The organism is Chitinophaga sp. NPDC101104, from assembly GCF_050277495.1.
GTDB lineage: Bacteria > Bacteroidota > Bacteroidia > Chitinophagales > Chitinophagaceae > Chitinophaga.
Genome location: NZ_JBNNSF010000001.1, coordinates 3,199,289 through 3,222,691, shown reverse-complemented (window position 1 = coordinate 3,222,691; position 23,403 = coordinate 3,199,289). Strand labels below are relative to the sequence as shown.

Sequence of the window (23,403 nt, the reverse complement as noted above, 5' to 3'; positions counted from 1 at the left end):
CATTTTATTCATTTTTCATGCATGGTAACAATGCTTCATCCTGCTTTTCTCATCACTCAACTTCACTAATTCCTCGATAACCTGTCTACGTTAAACAAATAAAGACATTTTTGTTATCTCTCCCCAACCACCTTTCTGCGTCACATGACAAGTTTCCACTTTCTCAAAATCAGGAAGCGCTATTCCATAATCAAGTAACAATCGCACTATAGTTTCTATATATGTAAAAGTAATACTTGTATCAAACCCAACATATAAATTAGATATCCCCAACCATAAGAGCGCTTCAAGCACCTTCGTAAATGGTTCATTCTGCGACAAATAATACAACGCCAGTTCTTCTCTTCTTTCATTTGAAATTGATTTACAAGGATTCAGATCAATCCTTTCTTCCAATATATAAGAAGGCAAATAGCTCTCGGCCTCGTCTTGCCATTTATCCAACATTTCACTTTCAACAAATTCTTTAAGTACAATATCCAATGACTGCGGAAGCGGCATTACATTTCCATGCTCAATTACGTGCATTAAGCATAAATACCCATATATGTACCTACCTGTAATAGAGAGTGAATGAAACTTCTCCATTTCAATGCCATTCATTTGTACCTGTTTTACAACTGATAATTTACTAAACGATAGATTAAAACGCTAGCTATAACCGCCGCTTAAATTGGGAGTGTCAGGTAAAGGTTAATTATCAATTACTTAGCGACCCGTACCCATTTCATTCCCTGACGTTGTAATTATGCGTTTCGAGTAAAAAATGTAGCGAGAATAAGCCATAATCTCCGTCGCTTTTTTCACCGAATGCATAAAATAGCCGAATGCCATTATCCAGCCGCATGCAGGCCGCTTGTAAATACATTCGCTTCTTATCAAATTCCCAGTCTATGTTCAGGCTGTGAAGGATTTCAACCAGTTTATCGAAAGTGGTGGTGGTATCAATCTTCACACGTTCTTCGCCCAATGAAACAAGGAAGTTTATGGGCCGGTTTTCGTCGAAGTCGATTTTGATTTCATAGCAGGTATCCTGGTTATCGAAGTTGATGGTCCAGGTGATGCCGTCCTTCAATTCTATTAAATAGCAGACTACATCGGGAGTTTCGATATAACTTTTACCAAGGGGTGCACCCAGTGCCGTTTCCATTTCGGCCTTACGCATGCCTACGTTGATTCCCAGACGGGAGAGGCCATTTATGAGTAAGTCGTTTAATAAAATATCTTTTGTCATCCTTGATTTGTCGTTACAATTAATTTGATCTGGACCAACATGGATGGGAATACGATTTTTAGTTCCATTGTGTTCATTAGTTGGTAGTCGTCAAGCGCTTTTCGATAGTGGCTTATGTAGGCTATAACTTCCTTCATGAGTTTTCCTAGGGAGGGTTTGACAATTAATTTTTTCCCCCGGCAAGCCACTGACCAGTCCATGATGTTATAAGAATTCGAAATCAAACTTCTCCAAAGGCTCGTCCACGCTATTTCTATTTCCGACTAATTCATTCCAACCTTTAAACCCGAGTTGAAAGCTCCGTGCAGAATAAAATCGTTTATAGCATTCAAAGCTATTCCAACTTTCTTATTGCAGTGAAAGCTAAAAATTATCATCTTCCAAGTATTCCGGCTTGAAATCGAAAGACAGGTTTTGATTGCTCATCTCGCCTGTTTTGCATATAAAGCTGACGGTAATTTCCCGATAATCATAGTTAAAATTTTGGGCTAAGATTTGGGAGTGAAGTTTGCGGGCAATTTCGCTCGCCAGGTAATTTAAACTGTCTTTTGTGTTCAATACCGCGCATTTAATTCCCCTTAACTCAAGATAGTACCACCCCCTGGCATGTTTCAACGAGCGAACTTCCGCCCGGGGATCTACTTCCCTGGCCACGTCGCAATTACAATGTTCCTCCAATGATCTTAAATATGCTGCTTCACTTTTGGTCAGGTCTGGTTGCGCAAGTTTTACCATATTATTACGGATATTCCAAAGCAATAAAACTACCACTATCGTAAGCGAAATGAAAAGTATGATACCGGAAAGTACAAATTGTCTTTTTGTCATAGGTTTAAGGGATTTTTTATTCATCTCAGATAATTCAGAAGAGCCTTTTCAGAAAAGTACAGCAACCATCAAAATGAATATGTAACGCACACAACTTCGGATACTAGAACATTAAAGTCAATAAATGGCTCCTTTAAAAAGTCAAAATAAATTATCTACAAACTCCGTAAAATTATACGCGACAAAGGTGCAGTTGTCTGTATAATGCCCATCTTGCACTTCTGGTTCTCCTTCATGAACCCAGAAGTAGATATATCCAAATATTTCTTGATGGATTGACATTAGGAACAAATTCCCAAAGGGATCAATACCAATTGGAAACGTTGAAAAAGGAATCCTGGAGCGAAATACATCTATCTGTTTATACAAATTCGCATATGTATCTCCATTATGCATTCCAGACAAATATTCAAGAATTGCACTAGGTAATCGGACACGGTTTGGAATTGGCTTTCCGCCATTATTCTCCAGTAAAAATTCTCTATAGTCTTTTGGTAATACTACTTTATTTGCATTTTCAAAATCAGCCAATTCAAGTTCCGTTAATCCGCCAAACTCATTTTTCCTTTCCACCTCCATAGTTGTCTTTTAATACATTTTTAATAGTCTCTTCCGTCCATTTTGTTCCTAATACAATTGAACACTTGGGTTATCGTGGCCCTCCTCAGAAATACTAAAAATATCGCCTCTCCCGGGCAGCCTACTTATCATGCATCATTAATAGCGTAATCAAATAATCGTCTGGCAACTTCCTCATCACTCAAATTTAAGTATTGCGGCGAGTTCGAATCCTCAATTGCATCCATAAAATAGTAAAAATTAAACAAATTTACATACACACTACCTTCATAAACAAGCTCTATATCCTCACTTATTCTCTCCATCTCAAAGAAGGCCAATTCGTTATCTAATCCTAACGGAGCCAGCATGAAAACCTCGATCACCTCCGATTCTAAATCTAGATTCTGCAGATGACAAAATTCATTAAAAGCTCCACCCTTTCTAAAATAATTAACTAGCTGTACTAAATTCATGTTATCATAATATATTTACCACATATAAACATCCCTCCACCTTGCAGTATAGTTTAATTTATTAAGTACGAAGCGCCGCCCGGTCGGGCGGTGCTTCGTACTTAATAAAAGTAACGCTAAATGATTCATGGGTACAAAAAACTTGAATCATCCTCATTAACAAACGCATCATCCTTATAGAATTTAAACAAATCTTTTCCACAAAAAGGACAATAAGCAATATTGTAAACAGGCACAGACCTATCTGCCAATGTATAACCAGGAGTAATGAAAAACCTATATCTTTTCTCCGTATCGATCAAATCCTTCGGTTCAAATTTTAACACCCGAATATTTAAACTATGCTCTCGGGATAATTCCAATTGATTTGCAAACTTCTCACAACAATATCTTTTCATTTCTCACAAATTAATTTAGGAAATTCTTATTGAACTGCTTCATTTCCTATAACAACGTATCCATATTGAGCACTATTGCCTGAATTAATTCCACTCTTCATTTAAAAGCCATGCATAATAATACTCTCCTCAAAAAGTGACTAGCTAAACAATATTGGTTACTCTACTTTCATTTTAGGCGCATAGCCATACCTGCCACTTAATTCCAAACTCACCATTTTAATGTCATGCAAAATTGCTGTATCTTTTGTGGTTAAATAATAAGCACATGAGAGAAAAAATGCATTGAGTGGATCATCAACAAAATATTCTCCATAGAAATCCCTATACAAACTACTATTCTTCTTAACGAAAATCTCGATGTAATTTTTCGGATCGGAAAGACTTTCTACATTAGAATTCTTGCTATAATTGGTTATCTCCTTATCACAAACCTCTTTCGTATTGAAAAAGAAAAAGTATATTAATACAAAGTTAACCAGTACAGATATTGTAAAACATATCACCAATAAACTATTACTCCTTTTTTTTCATCGCCTACATTTATACTTGCTTATTGTGAAATTGTTACTTGCTTGAACCCATCCCCTACTTCTATTATCCATAGAGACTTCGGGCTAACCTCCATTTGAATACCCCGTAAGCCTTATACTATCCATTTTTCGACAGCGCACTATTACAAGCTCCGGGGATTGAATCCTTCGGGATATTGGAACTCATATGCCGATCCACCCTTGCTAAAATCTGACAAATCAAAGCAAGAAAAATTATTTTTATTTACACTTGCAATTCCAATTTCAACATGTAAAAAGCGTATCAATTCCATCGCTGGTATTAACCATTGCAATTTCGACATCATTGTCAAACATCAAACGTTCATTTGAATTTTTTAATCCCTAATAGTCTCGACCAATCAGCTTTTTCACTTTTTTGAAATCCAATGGGTATTTTATCAAATAATACCGAATAAAGTATAAAAACCTCATCAAGTAAAACTTTCAAACTCCAATGAAGGAATAGAATTCATAATCTTATCCGCTTCAGCACTGTACACGTATTCAACTGTCTCAGGCACTTCCATTCGAGATAAACGTATTGCTCGAAGGGTTACTGAACACCAAAGTACTCCCCACCCCAAACGCTAACTCAAGCTACTAACCGATCTCCCCTAAGATATTTTATTAACAAGATAACTAACCCAATTAAAATAATTGTTATCACAGCATGGAAATATGGACTACCCTCCTCCCTCACCTCTTTAAAACTTTTCTTCCCACCTTTAAACAACCATATTAAAAAAGTACCTGGATAACTTAGTACAAATAATAAAACAATCCTGATTACCGCTTCCATAAACAAATATTAATTTTAATCATTACGCTCCCTTTGTTTCTGTGCATGCCTTGCATGTGGACCTGTAAATCCTGACTTTTGAGAACCAAGGCTCCCATTAGCCTCTTGTTTATTCTCTTCGCCTGGCACCCAAGGAGTAGGGTTAGGTTTAGGTGTCGAATTACTTGTGGTAGACCCGTCGGGTGCAGGTGCAATACCGTCAAAGATTGATTCCAGCACCTTCGGAACTGCAAAATCTTTAGCAGCCATATCTACAATTTCATCAGCAACTTTCTGAGCAGTCTTATTTCCAAACTTCACAGGCGCTTTGACCGGCAATCCCATCAGCACAACATCAACTGAAGCAGACATTATTTCCCGTCCATCTTCAAAAGAGATATTCCCATTCATCAAATGACTTTGCTTTACAAATTTCCAGTCTTCAAACTTATAAGGTACAGCCCATTCAACTTTATTATTAGGATCGTATGCTCCTCCAGAGTGAGGCCCTTCTTTATAAATTACATGCGCCTGATTAATGACAGGCATAACAAAGCCAGATCCAAAAATTGTTACGCTATTAATTGTGCCCTGAGTTAAATCTGACACCTGTGTAGCCAACCACCCCACGCCAGATATCGCATTCGCACGAGCTTTCATATACCATTCATCTTCAAGCCCATCTCTATCAACAGCCCAAATGGGTTTATTTCCAGCAAATTGAAATGGGGTATAGTAAGGATATTCCCTTGTTAATGGATCAACACTCAAGAACCTCCCCACCCTCGGGTCATAAATCCTCATCCCATAATCCTGCTGCGATCCCTCAACACCCTTCACCTCATTATCATTCTCCTTCCCGTTAAACCCATAACGATAAGAACTACCCCCCAAATTAAACATTCTTCCCGGCATTGCCATCCCAAAGGGATAATAATCCGTCATACTCACCACCGTGGCCTCCCGACTGCCATTATAAGCCCCCGAGACCGTGCCCACTACGTTCCCCAGGTGGTTCGTCAGCTCGTAGAGGGTTTTGCCCTCCTTGCCGTTCCATTTGGCGAGGTAAGACTCCCCGGCCCCGGCGTCCACATTCCAGACACCCAGCCTGCTGCTGCCATAGAGATGCTGCTCCTGCAGCGACGGCGCAGCCGCCGACGCCGCCTGGCCGTATACCGCCAGCGGATTGCCCTGCGCATCGCGGACGTACCAGGTACGCTGCGTTTGCGCGTCTTTCAGCAGGTCTTTGTAGATCCGGTTCCCGGAAGCGTCGTACTGGTAGGAAATCACCGACCCGTCGGTTTTGCGGATGGAAGCGATCTTGCCGTACACCGTCCATTTGATCTCCTCCACCCCGGATTCCCGGTCGCTGATCAGGTTGCCGATGGCGTCGTACTCGTATTTATAAGTGCCGTCGAGGTCGCCTTCGTAGCGGTGGATGCTGGTCTGCTTGTCTTGCAGCGTGTGCAGGCGGTTATTCAGCAGCTTCCGGGTGCCGTCGGTATTGTAGCCGTAGGCGTAATCATACCGGAGGTCGTCCATCAGCGCTTCCGACGCATTGTCTTTGTTGCCATTTCGCTTGTAGGAGAGGATGTTGCCGTTGGCGTCGTATTCCACCGACTCCCCGTAAGGCAATCCCGCCGCAGAAATGGCCGTTCCCGAAGATGCGTGCTGCTGCATCTGGGTCAGCCGGTTCAGTTGGTCGTACCGGTAGGCATAGCCTTTCGGGGCGCCACCGTCGAATTTCGACATCGCCAGGGTGGCCCGGGCGATATTCCCGTTAAACAGCTGCCGGCCAGGCGCCGCGGCGGTCGTGTAATCCCATTGCAGGTTGAACACCAGGTCTTCGTTGTTCCCTTTTGCGATGGATTTGTAATCTTCCCCGAAATAATGCAGCGAGAAGGCGTACACATCTTTCTGGAAAGGCGCGTTCGGGGTGTTGTCTACCCCATCCTGCCCCATATCGTTCGTGCCGTTCAGTTGCTCACCATTGATCGATTTCAGCCAGCCCTGCAGGGTATAGGCATAGTCCACGCCCTGCACATTGCCGCCCAGCTCCATCCGGGCCAGCGGGCCATGACGGTAGTAGTAATATACCGCTTCCAGCTTCGGGTTGATGACCGACCAGCCGTCCGCACCACCGCCCGATACGCCGGAATAGGCTTTCGTGAGGCGGTTTTCTGCGTCGTAGCGGTAGTCGTAGAAGAAATAGGAATTCGCGTCGTGCCGGAAGCGCACGGTCCGCACTTTGCCGCTCGCCAGGTCGTAGTTATAGTCGATCCGCTTGAATTTGAAGTCCGGCAGCTTGTGGAGCAGCGTTTTCACGTTGCCCATGATATCATAGCTGTAGAACGTTACCACCGGCTGACTGGCGGGCGTTTCGAACAATTTGGTGGCAGACACCCGCTTGCGGAGGTTCTCCTGGGTAATGTGCTGCTCCACCACTTCCGCGTTGGAACCGGTGCCGTAAGTACCGGTTATGGGAACATCGTACTCCGTAATGGTATAATACCGGCGGGACGGCAACCCTTCAGTTTCAAGCAAATCCGTTTCGGCTTTGGTAAGGAAAGGCTTGCTCCATCCGGCACCATCGCGCTCCCCTACTTCCTTGATGCGGCTCTGGCTATCATAAAGCGTATAGCTCAGACGGCCGTGCTGGATCGCGTTCCGCGATGCCACCAGTCTTCCCACCCAGTCGTACCAGAACTGGCTGGCGCCGCCATCCGGGGTTTCCTGGGCCACCACGCCGTTAAGCGTATTGAAGCTATAGGTACTATTGAGCGCATGCTGCGGATAGACCTTCGTATACCGGTTTTCCTGGCCCGTATTCTCTGAAGTAGTGGCGCTGCCGGGTTCCGCAATATTGAAACGGCCCCAGTGCTCACGGGGAACGCTGGCCACGTCGTTGCTCAGGCCCAGGCAGGCCATGTTGTATTGCGCCAGTATCTGCGCCGGGCTCAGCATAACGCTATAACCACGTACATGTTTGAGGGTAGACGAGTTCTGCGGCAGCTTCGGCTGTCCGTTCTCGAACCCGATCTCCCAGCCGCATGCGCCAGGCACATCGCTCGTTACGGCCGGCCGCAGCTCACCGTTCACGTATACGGCCAGCGAGCCATTGTCGAGCCCCATATTGTTCCCCTGCAGCACTACGTGCATCATGGGGCGCATGACGTTTTTGTTCATCGACACGCGGTAATACCGCGCCCGCTGGAAATCGATCCCCGGCGCCGTGCCGCCCAGCTTGTAGATATCGACGTCCATAAACTGATCGCCCAGGCAGGCGTTCACCATATAGCCGTCTACTCCGGTGGTCATGAGCACCTGGCCCAGGGGCATCTCGTTATTGTACAGCCACATCTCGATGGCGTGCGTGCCGGCATTGAGTGAGTTTTTCACGAACTGCTTCGTCAGCTCGATGTCCGTTTCCGTTACCGGCCCGCCGTAGAAGCAATTCTCTTCCGCTTTGGCGGTTTCGGTCATGGCGGTCATGCCCTCGTCGCTCAGCAGGCGCACCCCTTCCGGCGGCACCGTTTTCACGAGGTTGCCCGCCTGGTCGTAGTAATACAGCGTATAATGATATGTTCCGGTGGACTTGTACGTCACTTTCAGCCCGCCCGCCGCTTTGCTGCAGGCGCCGATATAATCCTGGCGATACTGGCGTTTCACTTCCGCGATGTACTGGTCGTAGCTCCGCAAACCATTGATGGTGGCTGTATGCAGCTGCGCCAAGAGGCAGGCGTAAGGATCGGGCGGCGTGCTCTTGAAAGGCGCCGTGTTGCACAGCGTGGCGCCGGCATTGGTATTTTCCTTCAGGCGGAGATATTGCGCATACCCCATCCCGAAACCCCATTTATGGTTCAGGTAATTGGTGATGATGCGCTCGTATTCGGGATGCGACGCCGTAAGGCCCGGTATTTCCCCTTCCACGGCCGCCCACGCAGCCGTCAGCTCCGATTTGGTGATGCAGCCTTTGGAATCCGCGCCCAGGAAGAGCGGCAGCTCCACATCTTTCTTCAGGATGTACTTGCAGGCGTCACAGCTCTGCTCCAGGTCGGCCAGCTCGGCCGCCGTGAGGGTCATGGCTTCGCCGAAGCGGCCCGTCAGGTATTGATGGAAAGTTCCGGTCCCCGCATCATTGAATTGCTGTTTGTAAGCTGCCAGGCGTTTGCAGATCTCCGGACCGGAATTGCTGATCACCGCATTGGCTGCCAGCAGCGGCGTGTTATAGGGATAAGGCCCGTCGAGCAGCCAGGGGTTGCAGTCCGGCGAAAAAGCGGTGATGCTGATGATCGTCTTGATCACCTCCTTGAAGCTGGACCCGCCGCCCGGGATGGTAACGCCCGTTGGCAGGGTGCTTGCGCCATAAGGATGGCTGATATCCACGCCCTTGTTGCAAAGCTCGATCAGCTTCGCCTTCAGTTCCGCGCGCTTCTGCGCCTTGGTGGTATTGTTCGAAAACTTGTCGAAACACTTCTCCAGCCGCTCCAGCCAAATGTCTGCCTGGTTGGCGCAGGCCGATTGCTGATACTGCGCGTATTGCGCCGCCCCTTCCGCCTGCAGCTGGTCCGCGTCTAACGGCGCGTTGAAATTCACTTCGTTCAGGCGCGACTGCTTGAATTGCAATCCTGCAGGACAGGTACCGCCGCCAGGCCCGCCGGGCATAAGCAGCATCGTCACCCCGGGTGTGGTGGCCATGAAAGCCGACGAAGAAGCCAGGCCATCGCAGATCACCACCCGCTGGTTCTGGAAGTACACGACATCGTCAGAATGCCCGGGCGCCGGGCTGAACTTTACGCAAGACGGGTAAATGGTATTGATTTCGGTGGTCCCCGCCGGGCATCCGGCGGAATTCGATACCACGTAGGTTTTATAATCCAGATGGACGAACTTCTCGAAATACACGCCATCGCTGCTCGTATACGCAAATTCCACATCGGGCGTACAGGGCGGTTGCGCCGCGCAGGTGAATACCCTGGCGTTGCGGTAATAGTAAGTATTGCTGCCCTGCGTCACCGTAAAGCATTCGTACCAGGCAGACGAGGGTGAGCCGCACAGCGTGCTGGTTACGCCGGAAGTCGGCGCGGTGAACGGAACGATCTCTATCGCGTTGGTACCATTGGAATATACGAAGTCGCCCGTGCGCGAGGTGGCGGTAAAAGAACCGCTGGATGCACAGGTCGTCTGCGGACAGGAAATCAGCCAGGCGTTCTGGATGTATTCCGTCAGGCCATTATACTTGATCGTAAGACAATTGTAGTAAGCGGTATCGGCCCCGGTACAATAGTTCGACAGATTGGGCAGCGAATCCCGCAGCCCGCGCTGGATGTAGTACCGCTTGAGCACATTGCCCGCGCCGATGCCGTCCCAGGTATTGTACCCGAGCTTCCGGCCGGAAGTGCCCAGCTCCAGCGTAAGCGCAACACCGCTGCAGGGCATAGCGCTGCTTCCCGGGCTTTGGCAATACACGCCTTTCACGCGCACGGCCGATTCCGGAATGGTAGCCGGGATGTTGAACGTATCTACCCACTGCCCCGGCGCAAACGTTCGGGAACTTACCAGCCCCGGCGTGCTCATGTACTGTTCGGGATAATACAAGTAGACGGTCGTTGAAGTCACGAGCGGCCCGCCTTCGTGGCGGACGATAACCCGGCGGTTGGCGCCGAACACCGAATCGGCCACCAGGCTGAACGCATCCGCATTGGGGCATGCGCCTGAAGAAGCGATGATCGGGATCCCCACTTTGCAGGCGTTCTTGCAGCGCAGCGAATCCCGCAGCTGCTGGTAATATTTTTGCTTCAGCTCGAAGTAGAGCTTTTTGTACATCTGCAGCTCCCGGTCAGGCACGCGGCAATTGGCCGGAGGCGCGCATTCCGTCCATGTTTTGAGGTCGAAGGCGGCATAAGGGTCTGCCGGCTGGTCGTCTGAACAGTACAGTATATAATCGATATACTGCCCGAGGTGTTTGGTCGCTACTTTATCGATCTTCTTTATCCTGTTCGAATACTCGTTCAGGTCTTGCTGGAACGCGGTCTTGAAACCCGCCCCACGCGCTCCGTTCGCGAAGAACGGGTCATAAGCCACGAGCCAGGTGGCGGTGTTGGTCGAAAACGATACCGGTATGTCGAAGCCCGCGAGATCGGCCGTTGTCTGCACCATGCTGCCGATGCGATCGTCCCAGCGCAGGTAGGCGCTGTTTTCTCCGCAATCCTCCAGCCCGCAATATTCCGGATGATAGGTAAGGAACCGGTCCGCGAACTCGGGTTTCCAATGCTCGACCAGCATTTTTACCGTAAACGAAGTATCGTTGATGGAAGTGGAGTCGCCGTTTTCCAGGTAGATCATGTGCTGGCGGTATGCAAAATCGTCGGCGGGCTTAACGGGCCATTCCGTACGCCAGTACAATGCCAGCACGTTCATGTCTGGCTCCAGCGGCGTACCGTCGGGTTTAAAAAGCGCATACTGCCCGCCCGGGCTCACATCCATCCGCAGCTTGTTGCGCAGCTCCTCGCAGGGATCGTCGCTGCAGGTTTTGCGCGCCAATGTGCATGCTGCGTCCATCACATCGAAGCGGCTGCCGGCCCAGGTATCGATCTGGGCACCGTTGGTCGCAAGGTTCACGCCCAGCGTCGCCATTTTGTCGCGCACACGCTGGATGAACCCTGCGCGGGTGCCCAAAGTAGTTTTACAGGTCTTGCAGTCGCTGAAGCAGCCGGCCAGGTCCAGTGAATCGAGCTCCTTTTTGATAAAATCGAACTGCTTGTCCAGGGTGCTGTTGATGTTGACGAACTGTTCGGCCTTCTGACGGATCACGTCTTCCTCCATCCGGATCTCCATCGTGATGTAGTATGCACCCGCCTTGTCGAAATCCAGGGTGAACTCATCGTTCAGGTCTGCCGGCTGTACCGTACAAGTCAGCGAGGGCGCCGTACCGTTTATGGTATAAGGCTTTGTGCGGTTGGCTTTACCCGCTTCCGGCAGGCAGTCGTCGAACACCGTCACCACCACTTTGTAACCGCATTCCGAGCAGATGTTGACGGCGCCGTTGGTGTATTTCGCAACGAGCCTGGGCACGTTCAGCCGGAATTTCATTTCCCCCGCCTGCTCCGCGATATAGGTCTGGTTGGCCGTCAATTGCAGGCGCGATGGGTCAAACGAAAAATCTTCCGGAGAAAACACGGTGTTGGTGCGATCTATCCGTGCCGGCTTGGAGGCCAACGCGTCGAGGTTTTCGGGGCTTTCCCCGCTCAGGGCCGTGGCGATCGTTTTGCCCGATAAATTGAGGTAAGAAACGCTGATCTGCCCGTTAGGATCGATCACCGTATTCTTGGAATAATGCGAGGCATGCCCCACGTCGTTCCCGAACATCCGGTACAGCTCTTCCTTTGCCGGCTTGCTGTAGAAATACCGGGTGGAATGAACGTTCTCTTCCGACGGGTTGCGACCCGGCTGAAACAGCTTGCCCACGCCGCCCTGCGACGAAATCCGGCCTGTATTGTCGTTCGTATAGATCTGCGCGCTGAACGGAAAACCCTCCGCGTCGGGCACGAACTTGTGGTTGCCTTGCGTACGGTATTCGTTTTGCGGCGAATAGTATTTACCTGCACCGTCTTGCGCGCCCAGCGCCTGGAACTTGAAGTCGCAGTTGAGCCCCGGCGCGCCCACATGCTGGAAATTGAGCGCGGTCCCGTTCACGAGCTTGTTCAGCTGCGGGTAAAAATCCAGCTTATCGCGTCCGAACAGCGGCGCCGGCAGGATGTTCACCGCCGCCCGGCCGTATTCGTCGTAAATCGTGGATTGCGCGATCGCGGTAACGTCGGCCGTGCCCGACACTACGTTCCCGTTGTTCAGCAACGTAACGGTCTGCCTGTTTTTGAGGGATTTGTCGAAGTAAGACACCACTTCCTTCCGCTTCCCTTCTTCCGCATACGTAGCGTTGTATTGCCAGTTGAGATCGGCATGGTGCCAGGTGTTCGTCAGCTCGATGACGCCCTTCACCGGGGTGGGACTGCCGCCCGTTGCCGTAAACGACAGATCGTATACCCATGGCTCTTCTTCCCTGATCCCGGTAGCTGCGTTCACCGATACTTCGCGGACCCGCACGAGGAGGTATTTCGAAAAATGTACGAGGTTGATATTGTACCCCTGCTCGTCGAGGGTAACGCGGGTGGCGTTGTTGCGGAAAAATTGCTGCAGGAACGCCGGCGTGCGCTGGTTGGCGGGGGTATTTTGTAAAAGGGTGCCCAATGCGGAGGTTTCGTCGATGAAAGTCCACTCCAGGTCGTAATGCTCTGCGCCCGCGGGGGCCGTCCAGTTCAGCACCACCTGGCTCACGCCCGTTCCCGACTCGGCGGCGAAAACACCCACCGGCGCAGCGTTCGCATCGCGGACGTAGCTCCTGTCTACGAACACCTGGCTCGTAAGCGTGAAGATCTCCGGCAGTTCGGCGCCCAGCTCCGCGCTGGAAATACTGTTCACCGTAATTTTCACCTTATGCCCGTTCTGGAAACGGTACACCTCCTGGGCTGCGTAGCTGGCACCGCTCGTATGGTCGTAATTCACCTTGAGCTTCACGTGGTCTTCCACGATGGGGTCTGCCTGGCCGGGGTTGCTCCAGTATTCCACTTTCAGGTCCACTTCCGCGGTGAAGGATTTACCGACCGCCTGCAATTGCGAACGGATCAGCGAAAAAGTAATTTCGTTGGAGACTTTCTTATTATTGATGAGACTCCAGTTCCAGGCGGGGTTCTCGAACTTCTCATCTTTCAAAAACAGGATATCTCCCTGGCTGATACGGCCGGTCAGCTGCTGCTGGTACGGTTCCACGGCGGCAAACAATGGCAGCGACTGCGCCAGCAAGCCGGCGAGGAAACACAGTATAAAGGATAAACGGGCGATAGTTCGCATATGATGCTGGAGTTATCGGGTCACAATTAATTCGTAGTCTTTCACGGCGGCAACGGCTTCGAACCGGCCGTTCCGCATCTTCAGTTTTCCGGAAATATCGAACAGCGGGGCCGGCGGCGGCCCAACGGTCCAGCGGCTGGCCGTGGCGCGCACGGTCTTGTCTTTGGCATCGTTCAGGGGGTCGCTGAAATCCGTGAGCCGGGTATAGCTTTCCCGGATAAACCCTTCCTTGTCGAAGCCTACGCGGTATACTTTGCAGGTGATGTGGTTCGGGCGGCGCAGCTCGATCCAGGTCAGCTCACCCGCTTCCTTTTTCGAAACGGTGTACCCTTCTCCCGTGAGGAAGGCGGCCATCTGCTTCGAATCGGGGAACACGGCCGGCGGGGCTTTACCGGCCGGGGAAATGAATATCTTCTTCACGAAATGGTCGATGGTGAAATTCCCCTCGGGCAGGCTAAAAGTTTCCTGCTGGCCGATCTTGTAATACACCCTATCTCCCAGGCGGGCGTAGTGGTACTGTTGAAACGAATTGCCGAGGGAGTCCGACGGGTCGGTGGTGGCTACGGAGCCGAGCACCTCGAAGTCGGTCACACTGTCGAGCCGGTGGAACAAGCGGCTCATTTCCTCGAGCGCCTCCAGTTCTCCCGGGGCTACCGGTGCGGCATCCACCGCCGGTTTTGCGGGTGCCGGATGCGTGGCCGTCCATTTACGGATCACCGGCATGGCCGTTACGATTCCGGCGGAGATGGCGATGATCGCGGCAGCGAAAAAGGTGATGCGCTTATTCATTACAAATTTCTTTTAATGTAAGTGGACCGGCTTTCCTTGATGGTCAGGATGCCTTTTTCTGTTTCTTTCTTCACGCGGATGAGGCGGCCTTGCTCGTCGTACTCATAGAAAGTAGCGAAGTTGTTGGCATCGAGCTCGGCCATGAGGCGCAGCGATTTGTCGTCGTACGCATAGGTTACCGCCTGCCCGTCTTTCGGGTAGATCCGGATATCATCGACGAGCGTGGTGGCGCCGCCGCTGATCAGGAGCTCCATGGGCTGCATGGTGGTGCTGTTGTAGACGGCTTTCCTGAACGTATATTCCGCCAGCTTCCACCCTTCCACATTGGCTTTCCAGGTACCGCTGAGCGTGGTACCGTCTACCGTGATCTGGACGGGCAGGGATTTGGTGCGCGGCTGGTTGTCTTTCATCCATATCGACAGGATGTATTCCTTTTCCGGCACGGGGTTGAAGCCGAACAGCTGCAGTTCTTTGACCGGCGCGCGCTCGTACTCCCCTTTCGCGTTGCGGACAAGGTATTTGCCCGGCGCATGTGTTTCCGAATAGGCGTACATCGTGAGGCGGATGGGGCTGCTCAGTTTGAGGCTGTAGTTGCCCGAGTGCGCATCGTCGGCATTGAGCCATTGCGAGAAGTTGGTCCCAACGATCCTCCGGATATCGAACCCGTCCATGATGCAGGGCGTGAAGCCGGAGCACTTGCGGTTGAAGTAATAGTCTTCGAAGCCCTCGGCATACAGCTCCCTGCTTTGCGCGTTGGTGCCCACTACCAGCGGCAATGCGCCGTTGAAGCCGAAGCGCGTGCCGGAATACTGTTTGAGCGCGTTCATATTCTCCAGCTCCTGGGAATAGGTGTCGTAAGCGGTGATCCATCGCGCGGTGGTCCAGTCGATATCGGTCGACTGCACCCATTTCTGGCTCCCGGCAGACCATTGCCAGAAAGGCCTGAACCGGGCGTAACTGCCGCCTTTGCGGACCACGTCCACCGATTCTTTCGGCGTGGCCTTCCTGTTGGTGAGGAATACTTTCTCTTCGGACGGGAGCCAGTTGCCGAGGTGGCCGGAGATGTACGGGTTGATAGCCTCTGAAATCTTCATGCTGGCGCAAAGGGTGCTGTCTTCAGCGAAGCACAGGTTGAAATGTACGTTCGGATTACAGGAATATCGCTGCTGCTGGATCGATCCCGTTGAATTACTGATCGACAGGTTATATGGAATAGACGCAGCAGTCATCAGATCGCTCAACTTGAAAACGACGTTCGGTTGATCGTTTCCTGACAGGTTCATCAGTTCCGCTTCCGTATTCCTGTAGATCTCGAAAGCAAAATTGTTCCAGTTGTAATTCCCGGCCTTGGCCGTTATCCAGATATTGTTCTTTCCCTGAACCGCCGGCACTTTTTGCACGAGCCAGCTAACGGAGTCGCGCGTCCAGGTCGGATAATCTCCTTCGTAACCGTAATTGTAGGAAGTGTTGAAGTTAAAGCTCATGTTGGAAGACGAACTGTAACCCACCCAATATTCTCCGGGATCGGGCAGATTGATGCAGAAGGTCATCTGCACGGTACCTCCCGCCTGCACGGTCGTATTGGGCCACATGCCGGCCGTGTAAAGCCTGCCTATTTGCGGCAGGGGCATCGGCGGCTGGCCGGAAGGCAGTCCGAAATAGTTGCTCTGCCGGTTCATTTTATAGTTGGTCGGCATCTGTTCTTCGTCGTAAATCCTGGCGCCGACGTACCGCACATCAGGTAAACCGATATGACCCGAGCGGTACACGATCCCCAGCGAATGATTCTTCGTCACGCGTTTGACGCAGGTCAGCCCGTCGTCGGCTTTCTCGTAACCAGAGGGGCATTCGCCGACCGCTGTGGAATTACAATAAGGGATCAATTCGTCGGTCTGGTAATCGGGCAGCCCTTCACCGGCCGCGCAGCGGTACAAGGAATATTGTATATTCTTGCTGCCATCTAGGATGAAAGCTTCATACGGCATGCCGTCTTCAATTGCCTGATGCGAGTCGAATACAACATCAATTATATTCGGGTCTCCGGTCAGCAATTCCTCACGCGAATTGTCATAGATCTCAAACGCACCGCCGTAATCCTGGTTTTTATTTTTCAATTTGAAGGTAATCTCATTGTAGCCTTCATGTAAGTAAATGCGCCGCATATTCCAAACAGACCAGTTGCTGGTAAGCGTCTGTTCTGCATAAATCATATCATTGTTGATTTTAACTTCAACCCATTCGTCGCCGCCAAAGCCGATCCAAAAATCTCCAGAACGGTCTACCTTAAACTTCCGCTTGAGCATACTCCATCTTTCGTTATCGCCAAACTTCGTCCAGATTGCATTTTTCCTGAAGCGACCGCCATTGTCGGGCGCCCAGAAACCCTGGTTTCTCCATTCGAAGAAATTGTCGTCGTAGAATTCAGCACGCTTCGCATACTCTGTCTGAAAGCCAGCTACCTGTGAGGTCGAATTATAAAAACCGATATTGCCTTCGATCATCCGCGCCGGCTCCAGGCAACGCGTACCGTCCTGGTTCAGCACCCATCCTTCCGGACAGGCCTGGCTTTTGCAGGAAGGCGGCTGGCCCCAGTCTTCGGCGAACAGCACGGCTTTGGCATCGAGGGTCAGCAGCCTGGTAAGGTCTTCATTATCCGGGAAATCCAGCCGCAAGTCGGTATAGGGCTTTTCCAGGCAGGTGATGGTGCCCGCCACGGCGCCCAGCAGGTTGCGGTTCCCGGAACGGATGATCTTGTAATCGCCCTTCATGCTTTTCATCATCACACCGTACTTGTTGATCAGGCGCACCGGACAGGGATCGTTCGGTATGTTGGAAGATATCACCCAATACCGGGTTTGCAGCGTTCCGTTCAGGTCGAGCATTTCGTCGCCGGGCGTTAAGAAGCTGCGGTACCTGGGATCGATCAGCCCGTCCTTATCGACCGACATTCTTTTCAGCAGCATATCGGCCGTCTTATAAGCATGTCCCATTTGCGCGTACATCCAGTAGGCGGGCAATGAAACGGAATACACGGGGTCGTTGAACTCGTTGTCGGTAGACGTTACCACCGGCACGCCGGTATTTTTATCGAAGAGCAGATTGGTGGAAGTGATCTCCGACCCATCGACCTTCTTCACGATCTTTTTGGGCACCCCGAAATATTGCACCGTTTTCACCACCGAGGCCGAACGGAACAGCCGGTAATCCGAGTTGGAGGTGATGGGGAAGTGCGGGATGGGGATCACGAACCATAGGATGGGGATCACGTCGGCGCCCACGTTGATGGCGAGGCCGGAATTATTGGTCTCTCCTTCCCGCATGTCCACGATCATGTCCAGCTCGCGGGAAATGACCTGGTTTTTGGTGATAACGCCCCGTTCGTCTACCACGTCCACTTTATTGAGCAACCGCTGCGCGCCGCCGCGCTCTTCGGAATTGTAGTGGTACTCGGTAGACGAGATTTCCTTGCGTTGCTGGTTGAATACACGCTCGGCTTTCGGCTTACCGTGCATATCGTTGAGCCGGATCACGTACCCCTGGCTCATCGTGAGCTCGTACACGCTTTTGCTCCCGAAAAACGAGGCCAGTGCTGGCCGCTGGTTTTCCGCGCGGTCGAGCCCCGTGGCGGTCACTTCCGTCGGGAAATCTTTGGCGGTATAAAATTCATGCTGGAGATAGCCCGTCTGGCTGACGCCGGTGCCTTCGCGGCCCGAGCGGCTTTCCACTTTCACTTCGCTATACCCTACCACCGGCGCGGGGAACAGGCTTTCGCCGAAGGGCTCTTCGAGGTAGTATTCATTGTTAAGCGCCTTGCGGTTCACCTGCGTATAAGGATCGGGCAGGCGCCAGGGATTTTCGTCACCGCCCAGCGAAGGCTCGTAGCTGGCCACGCCGGAGCTTACCTGGCTGCCGTCGGGCGCGGTGGTCGTATAGGTGTATTGAAGAATGGATTTTTCTTCCGGACCGCCGTCCCACACTTCGCGGGTGATGAGCTGTTTCACGCGGCCGCCGCCGCCTTGTTTTTCGGCTGTTGCCACCCGGAAAAAGCTGCGCTCGGCTTTAATTTTATTTCCAAACCGTTTACGGACGGCCTTTTCGTTAAAGTCTTCCTTCAGCTCCCTCAAGTTGCCGATGGCGTTGTTAAGCGCAGAAATGGCTGCGCTGATGGGCTGATCGTCGGGGATCTTGTTCCGGAAGCCAGGATAGGCGTACCGCGGATAATCGAGCCGCATCCGCTGCCAGGCTGCGGCGGCGAAAGGATTGTATTCGTTCCCGAACACCTGCGTTCCGGCGAACGAGACTTTGATGTTCCCTCCGGACGTTTGAACGCCGGTCACTTCCGCATAACAGGGCACCCAGTCGAAATGATCGAGCTGGTCGCTGTGGGGCTCGTCGGTCAGGTTCACGAACACTTTGCCATACAGGTATTTTCCGCCGTTGAGATATTTCTCCCGGAAAGACGCGAGGTCCGTAGCGTTCGCGGTATTCTCCATGACCAGCTGTTTCATCTCGAGGAGGTCTTGCGTAACGGCGTTATTACTATCCAGCATTTGTACCTGCGACCAGCTCCGCATTTCCATGGCCTGCCGGTTTTGCACGAATCGGTAGGAATCCGGCTCGTATTCGATCTCGATGGTGCTGCCCGTCGGCAATTCGATGGCAGACAACTGGAACAGCCCGGGCTTGGTGTTGCGGCTGTAGGCGAACTCGTCGTTCAGCATCCCGCCGGGGTTATCGTCTTTCGACTTGTAAGTACCCCAGCGGTCGGCCCCCAGAATCTCGTAATTGCCTTTCCCGTCCTGGGTTTCGTTGTACCGGAATTTGTACGGGAAATTCTCTCCCATTTTGGAGGAGCCGTAGGTGAAGTGGACGGATTCCAGCGTCAGCTTCCCTGTTCCGCCAATACCGGTATGGTTCGGCACGCCTTTGCAGAGGTTGTAGTTATGCTTGAGGTAAACCGTTTTAATGGGTGTTGTCAGATCGCTTTTGCTGTACAGGCGGATTTCCCGCAGCCTGCGCTGCTTCACGGTCGTGCTTTTGTTGCCGTCTATCCCGTCTACGCCCAGTGCGTCTTCGCGCACGTCTGTGATGAAATAGGCGATCTTCGTTTTGGTTTCGATGGAATGGAGGTACCATATCTCCTTCTCGCCGTAAACGATGCTGGCCTTGTCGTCGTCCGGGTCCGCGAGGTTGCCCTGGTTCAGGGTGGCCATATTGGGAGCGGAAGCCATAGGCGAACGCCATTTGAATTTATCAGACAGCCGGGAATAGTTGAACTTCACGGCCGTGCCGCGATCGTCTTCCGTTATTCCGTTGTTGGTAACGTCTACATAATCCGGCGACAGGATAGCCGAGAGCAGATACGACGTCGCGTATCCGGGCTGGGTCTGCTCGTTGTAATATTCGTCGGTGCCGGCGTGCCTGTGCTTGATCTGCCCGCCGGTTTTTTCGTACGTCACGAGATTGCTCGTCCTGGTTGCAGGCGGTGCGCCTTCGGGCTTCTTGTACGCGAACGATATTTCCGTCTGGAAATTGTTGTACACCGGCACGCCATACACCAATCGTTTCCCATCATTCCCCATCACGCTGATCTCGGAAATATGGTGCCCCATACGTGCGCCGCCGACCCGGTTTACAGAGTCGAACGGCTGGGCGCAGGGCCCCTGCGTGGAGAACGTATTGATATCGAGGATCGAATAATTGGGGATCCTCGTATTCAGGCTGCCTCTCGACGCCTGGCTGGCCGTGAGGTACTGGATGGTATTGTTGCGGACCTGGCGGCCGGAACGCTTGTATTTGCCGTCGGGCACCAGGTTGTTGTCTGTTTTTTGCAGCTTGCTGCCCGCGGATTTCTGGTGAATGGGCACGCGTACCGGCTCTTCGCCGTTGATCCTGCTGGCGAAAGTGGCGTCTTCCATCGTGTTTTCGCCAATAGACTTGAAATAAGTCTGCTCTTCATCTACCGTTGCAGGCTCCGGAAAATCGCCGTTGGCGAGGAATGCGTTGTCACGCTCCCATTTCTGGGAACGGTCGTCGATTTGCTGGTTGTATAACGATACCCCTCCATGGAAGAGCGCGCCGACGCCGAAGTCGCTGCCGAACGACGTATTGTGGGATTCATCTACTTTCCGGTTATTGAAAAACACGCCGGACCCGCCGTTGTAAACCTTGAACTGTCCGCCGCCGGCCTGGCTGCTGTAAGTAAAATTATCCGGAGTTGCCACGGGCAGGGCGATGTGCTGCATATCAGGTACCACGATGTTATCCTTCTCCCGCATGAAATCCATCAAAGCGTCCCCATTATTTTTCGCATTGGCGCCATATAGCGATCCGTACGCCAGGTGGGTCATTTCCGGCTGCTTCACTTCCCGGGTGCTGCGGTAGCCCGAGAACCCCGCCGCAACGCTCACCGTGTATGCCGTAGCGCCCAGGTCAACGGAAAAGGTATGGCTGGCGTTTTTGAAAGGAATTTGGGCGGAAGGATAGAACACCGGCGTATTCAGCTCAAATGTAGCCGAAGAGCTCAGTCCCGATTTGCCCGAGGTATTCCCGTAAGACACGCCCAGGGTCAACGATTTCATGCCTTCCCGGCTGTTATAGCTTTGCGAGATATTGGCGCCGATCGAGTTGCTGCCGTAATCGTTCATTTTCGAGCCGATGGAAAGCGAAGCGCCCAGTGTTTTGGATACGCCCGACGAGGTGTTCGAGCTCACGTCCGACCGCAGGCCCACCGTCAGCGATCCTGAGTTGGAGGATGAGAGCGACAAACCGGCGTTGTATCCGTATCCGGCTTCTGCTCCATATCCTGTATAGTTATCGTAAAACAGGCCTGCAGATATCGATCCGCCTACCTTCAGCACTTCCCAACCGGTCAGCTCCAGGCGGCCGGAAACTTTAGCGCCCGTCGTCACCTTTTTCTTCATGTGGTATTTGGTGGTCACCTTGTCGCCGTTATGATCGTCGGGAACACCGCGCAACTGCCGGGTAACCGAGCCAATGTTCAGGTTCCAGCCCAATCCCACCCAGGATGCTTCGTCTTCCATGCCTGAACCTTGCGCATACGAAAGATTGACCGGGTAACCGTCTACATCCAGCAGCGGTAAATTGTATTTGAAATCCCCCGTGAATAAATCCACCATATCGCTCATGCCGGCCGGTTGGAACTGGGTCATTTCCGGCTGGGCAGGCCCGCTGGTCAAAGCCAGGCCTTTCATCGGCAACAATGTTTCCAATGTCATGAGACAGAGAAAGAAAACGGCAATGTGCTTCTTTGTTGCGGCTCTTCTAATCATATCCGGGTGTAGATTGAATCAAGTTGATAAATGGAAGCTACGTTCAGGGGAAAGTACAGATCGCGCTGCGAAAACAGCCAGTCCCTGAACCGGAGCTGCACACCGGTAGACGGGCGCAGCTTTGAACGGTCGAACGTCAGCAGGTATTCCGCCCCGTCCGTTTGTCCGTTCGCCACGCGCACCACCATCAGCGGCGCCAGCGTATCGCCCGGAACGATCACTTCGAAAAGACTGTCGGTCCCGTAACTGAACCGGGGATCGTTCAGCTCCCGCTGCGGCAGTTTGCTGACATGTTCCACATGCAGCACGAGCGTCCAGGCGCTGGTGTCCCTGTTTTGCGCGGGTAAATAGCGCAGGCGCATGTTCCAATTGCCGGCGCTCTTTTCATCGAGCAACGACAATTCTTTCATTTTCTCCACCCGTTGTTTACGGGAGTTACAGGCTATCATCACTACTCCGGCAAGGAGCATCACGACCATTCGCATGGGCTATTCGTTTTCGGTTTTGTACAGGAATCGCAATTGTTTCGTTTCGCCGCCGGGCATGCGCACGGAAAGCAGGTAATAATGGCCATCGGTCATACCTTTCACGCGCTCCAAATCGATGAGAATATGGTTGCGGCCGGTTGCCAGCGTGAGTTTCGGGAGTTTTTTCAGTTTCGCGTCCGGGGCGGAAATGCTGACGATACTGTATTCCAGCGGCTGTCCATTGTGGGGGTTGTCGATCGCAAAATGGATGCTGCCTTCGGCGATGTAAAAGTTCCCTTTTGCGAGGTCGTCGATATTCCGGTAGCTGTCGGCGGGTTTCTGCGGCACGGTATCTTCACATTTCACCGTAAAATCCCACACCTCGCTCCTGGCCAGCACCATTTCGTTGCGAACGGCCGTCACCTGCCAGGCGTATTTCTTTCCTTCGGTAAGCTCCCGGCTCAGCGGCGGGTACAGGAGCATCGGCGCCTGGATGCCCGCCTGGCGAATGACGGGCATATTGTAGTGAAGGGCTTCGGCGCGCGCCTGGCCTTCTTTCACTTCCACGAGCAGCAGCCGGTATTCCATGCCCGGAATGGCCGGCAGCAGCGGCTGCCAGAAGAGCGGCGGCCGTTTATCGCAGATCTGGTCGCCTTCGTAGGGCTCCGTGAGCATAAGGGGGCTCAGCGGCTGCAGGTCGTAATCGAAGCACTGATCGGCCACCAGTTCTCCCGGCGCGCCTTTCACGTTCTCGTACAGCTCGAAACAGTATTCATATTCGCCTTCGGGGAATTGGTGGCTTTGCTTCACCACTACTGCTACTTTCCCGCTCCCGAATTTCCAGGCGGCGTTATAGGCCGCGTGTTGCGGGATGAGGTTCATGCCGGGCTGTACGTCGAACGCGGGAGTTTTGGCTTCAGCAACCAGTCCGCCGCCGGCAACGGTGATGCGGACCACCATATAGCAGCTGCGGCGCTGCTGGCTATTCATCAGTTTGGCCGACATCACGCCTTCCAGCGTCCGGCCCTGCACTTCCGGCATAAAATTGACCGTCAACTGGGCATGTACCAACGCGGGAAACACAAGTATCAACAGCAACGAAAAATATCTTTTCATAAGGCT

Annotated in this window: 11 protein-coding genes; all 11 read right to left on the bottom strand. The window is 51.9% G+C overall.

Annotated features, from left to right (window positions below; translation table 11 throughout):
* Positions 1–90: 90 nt before the first annotated feature.
* Positions 91–603, bottom strand: a complete 513-nt coding sequence (locus tag ACQKLP_RS12980; RefSeq protein WP_427323176.1) for a hypothetical protein — start codon at positions 601–603, stop codon at positions 91–93.
* 124 nt (positions 604–727) lie between these two features.
* Positions 728–1,234, bottom strand: a complete 507-nt coding sequence (locus ACQKLP_RS12975; protein WP_427323175.1) for a hypothetical protein — start codon at positions 1,232–1,234, stop codon at positions 728–730.
* A 363-nt stretch (positions 1,235–1,597) separates the two neighbouring features.
* A complete protein-coding gene (locus ACQKLP_RS12970) occupies positions 1,598–2,062 on the bottom strand; it encodes a hypothetical protein (protein WP_427323174.1) in 465 nt (154 codons plus the stop codon).
* Positions 2,063–2,203: 141 nt separating this feature from the next.
* Positions 2,204–2,641, bottom strand: a complete 438-nt coding sequence (locus tag ACQKLP_RS12965) for an SMI1/KNR4 family protein (RefSeq protein ID WP_427323173.1) — start codon at positions 2,639–2,641, stop codon at positions 2,204–2,206.
* A 128-nt stretch (positions 2,642–2,769) separates the two neighbouring features.
* On the bottom strand, positions 2,770–3,096 hold the full coding sequence (locus ACQKLP_RS12960; protein ID WP_427323172.1) for a hypothetical protein: 327 nt from the start codon (positions 3,094–3,096) through the stop codon (positions 2,770–2,772).
* 125 nt (positions 3,097–3,221) lie between these two features.
* Entirely contained in the window at positions 3,222–3,494 is a 273-nt protein-coding gene (locus ACQKLP_RS12955) for a hypothetical protein (protein WP_427323171.1), read from the bottom strand.
* Positions 3,495–4,862: 1,368 nt separating this feature from the next.
* The gene (locus ACQKLP_RS12950; RefSeq protein ID WP_427323170.1) at positions 4,863–13,733 is read right to left on the bottom strand and encodes an RHS repeat domain-containing protein; all 8,871 of its coding nucleotides are present in this window, start codon (positions 13,731–13,733) and stop codon (positions 4,863–4,865) included.
* A gap of 12 nt (positions 13,734–13,745) precedes the next feature.
* Entirely contained in the window at positions 13,746–14,522 is a 777-nt protein-coding gene (locus tag ACQKLP_RS12945; RefSeq protein ID WP_427323169.1) for a hypothetical protein, read from the bottom strand.
* Positions 14,522–21,760 (bottom strand): hypothetical protein, encoded by a 7,239-nt coding sequence (locus ACQKLP_RS12940; protein ID WP_427323168.1) that lies wholly within the window; start codon positions 21,758–21,760, stop codon positions 14,522–14,524. Before ACQKLP_RS12940 ends, ACQKLP_RS12945 begins: the two co-directional genes overlap by 1 nt.
* A 50-nt stretch (positions 21,761–21,810) precedes the next feature.
* Positions 21,811–22,299, bottom strand: coding sequence for a hypothetical protein (locus tag ACQKLP_RS12935; RefSeq protein ID WP_427323167.1), 489 nt, complete (start codon positions 22,297–22,299; stop codon positions 21,811–21,813).
* Between the two features lie 3 nt (positions 22,300–22,302).
* Positions 22,303–23,397, bottom strand: coding sequence for a hypothetical protein (locus tag ACQKLP_RS12930; RefSeq protein WP_427323166.1), 1,095 nt, complete (start codon positions 23,395–23,397; stop codon positions 22,303–22,305).
* Positions 23,398–23,403 lie beyond the last annotated feature (6 nt).

What these genes read in the sequence shown, in the direction of transcription:
- ACQKLP_RS12980 (WP_427323176.1), bottom strand. Translation starts at nt 603, where the DNA reads ATGAATGGCATTGAAATGGAGAAGTTTCATTCACTCTCTATTACAGGT.
- ACQKLP_RS12975 (WP_427323175.1), bottom strand. Translation starts at nt 1,234, where the DNA reads ATGACAAAAGATATTTTATTAAACGACTTACTCATAAATGGCCTCTCC.
- ACQKLP_RS12970 (WP_427323174.1), bottom strand. Translation starts at nt 2,062, where the DNA reads ATGACAAAAAGACAATTTGTACTTTCCGGTATCATACTTTTCATTTCG.
- ACQKLP_RS12965 (WP_427323173.1), bottom strand. Translation starts at nt 2,641, where the DNA reads ATGGAGGTGGAAAGGAAAAATGAGTTTGGCGGATTAACGGAACTTGAA.
- ACQKLP_RS12960 (WP_427323172.1), bottom strand. Translation starts at nt 3,096, where the DNA reads ATGAATTTAGTACAGCTAGTTAATTATTTTAGAAAGGGTGGAGCTTTT.
- ACQKLP_RS12955 (WP_427323171.1), bottom strand. Translation starts at nt 3,494, where the DNA reads ATGAAAAGATATTGTTGTGAGAAGTTTGCAAATCAATTGGAATTATCC.
- ACQKLP_RS12950 (WP_427323170.1), bottom strand. Translation starts at nt 13,733, where the DNA reads ATGCGAACTATCGCCCGTTTATCCTTTATACTGTGTTTCCTCGCCGGC.
- ACQKLP_RS12945 (WP_427323169.1), bottom strand. Translation starts at nt 14,522, where the DNA reads ATGAATAAGCGCATCACCTTTTTCGCTGCCGCGATCATCGCCATCTCC.
- ACQKLP_RS12940 (WP_427323168.1), bottom strand. Translation starts at nt 21,760, where the DNA reads ATGACATTGGAAACATTGTTGCCGATGAAAGGCCTGGCTTTGACCAGC.
- ACQKLP_RS12935 (WP_427323167.1), bottom strand. Translation starts at nt 22,299, where the DNA reads ATGCGAATGGTCGTGATGCTCCTTGCCGGAGTAGTGATGATAGCCTGT.
- ACQKLP_RS12930 (WP_427323166.1), bottom strand. Translation starts at nt 23,397, where the DNA reads ATGAAAAGATATTTTTCGTTGCTGTTGATACTTGTGTTTCCCGCGTTG.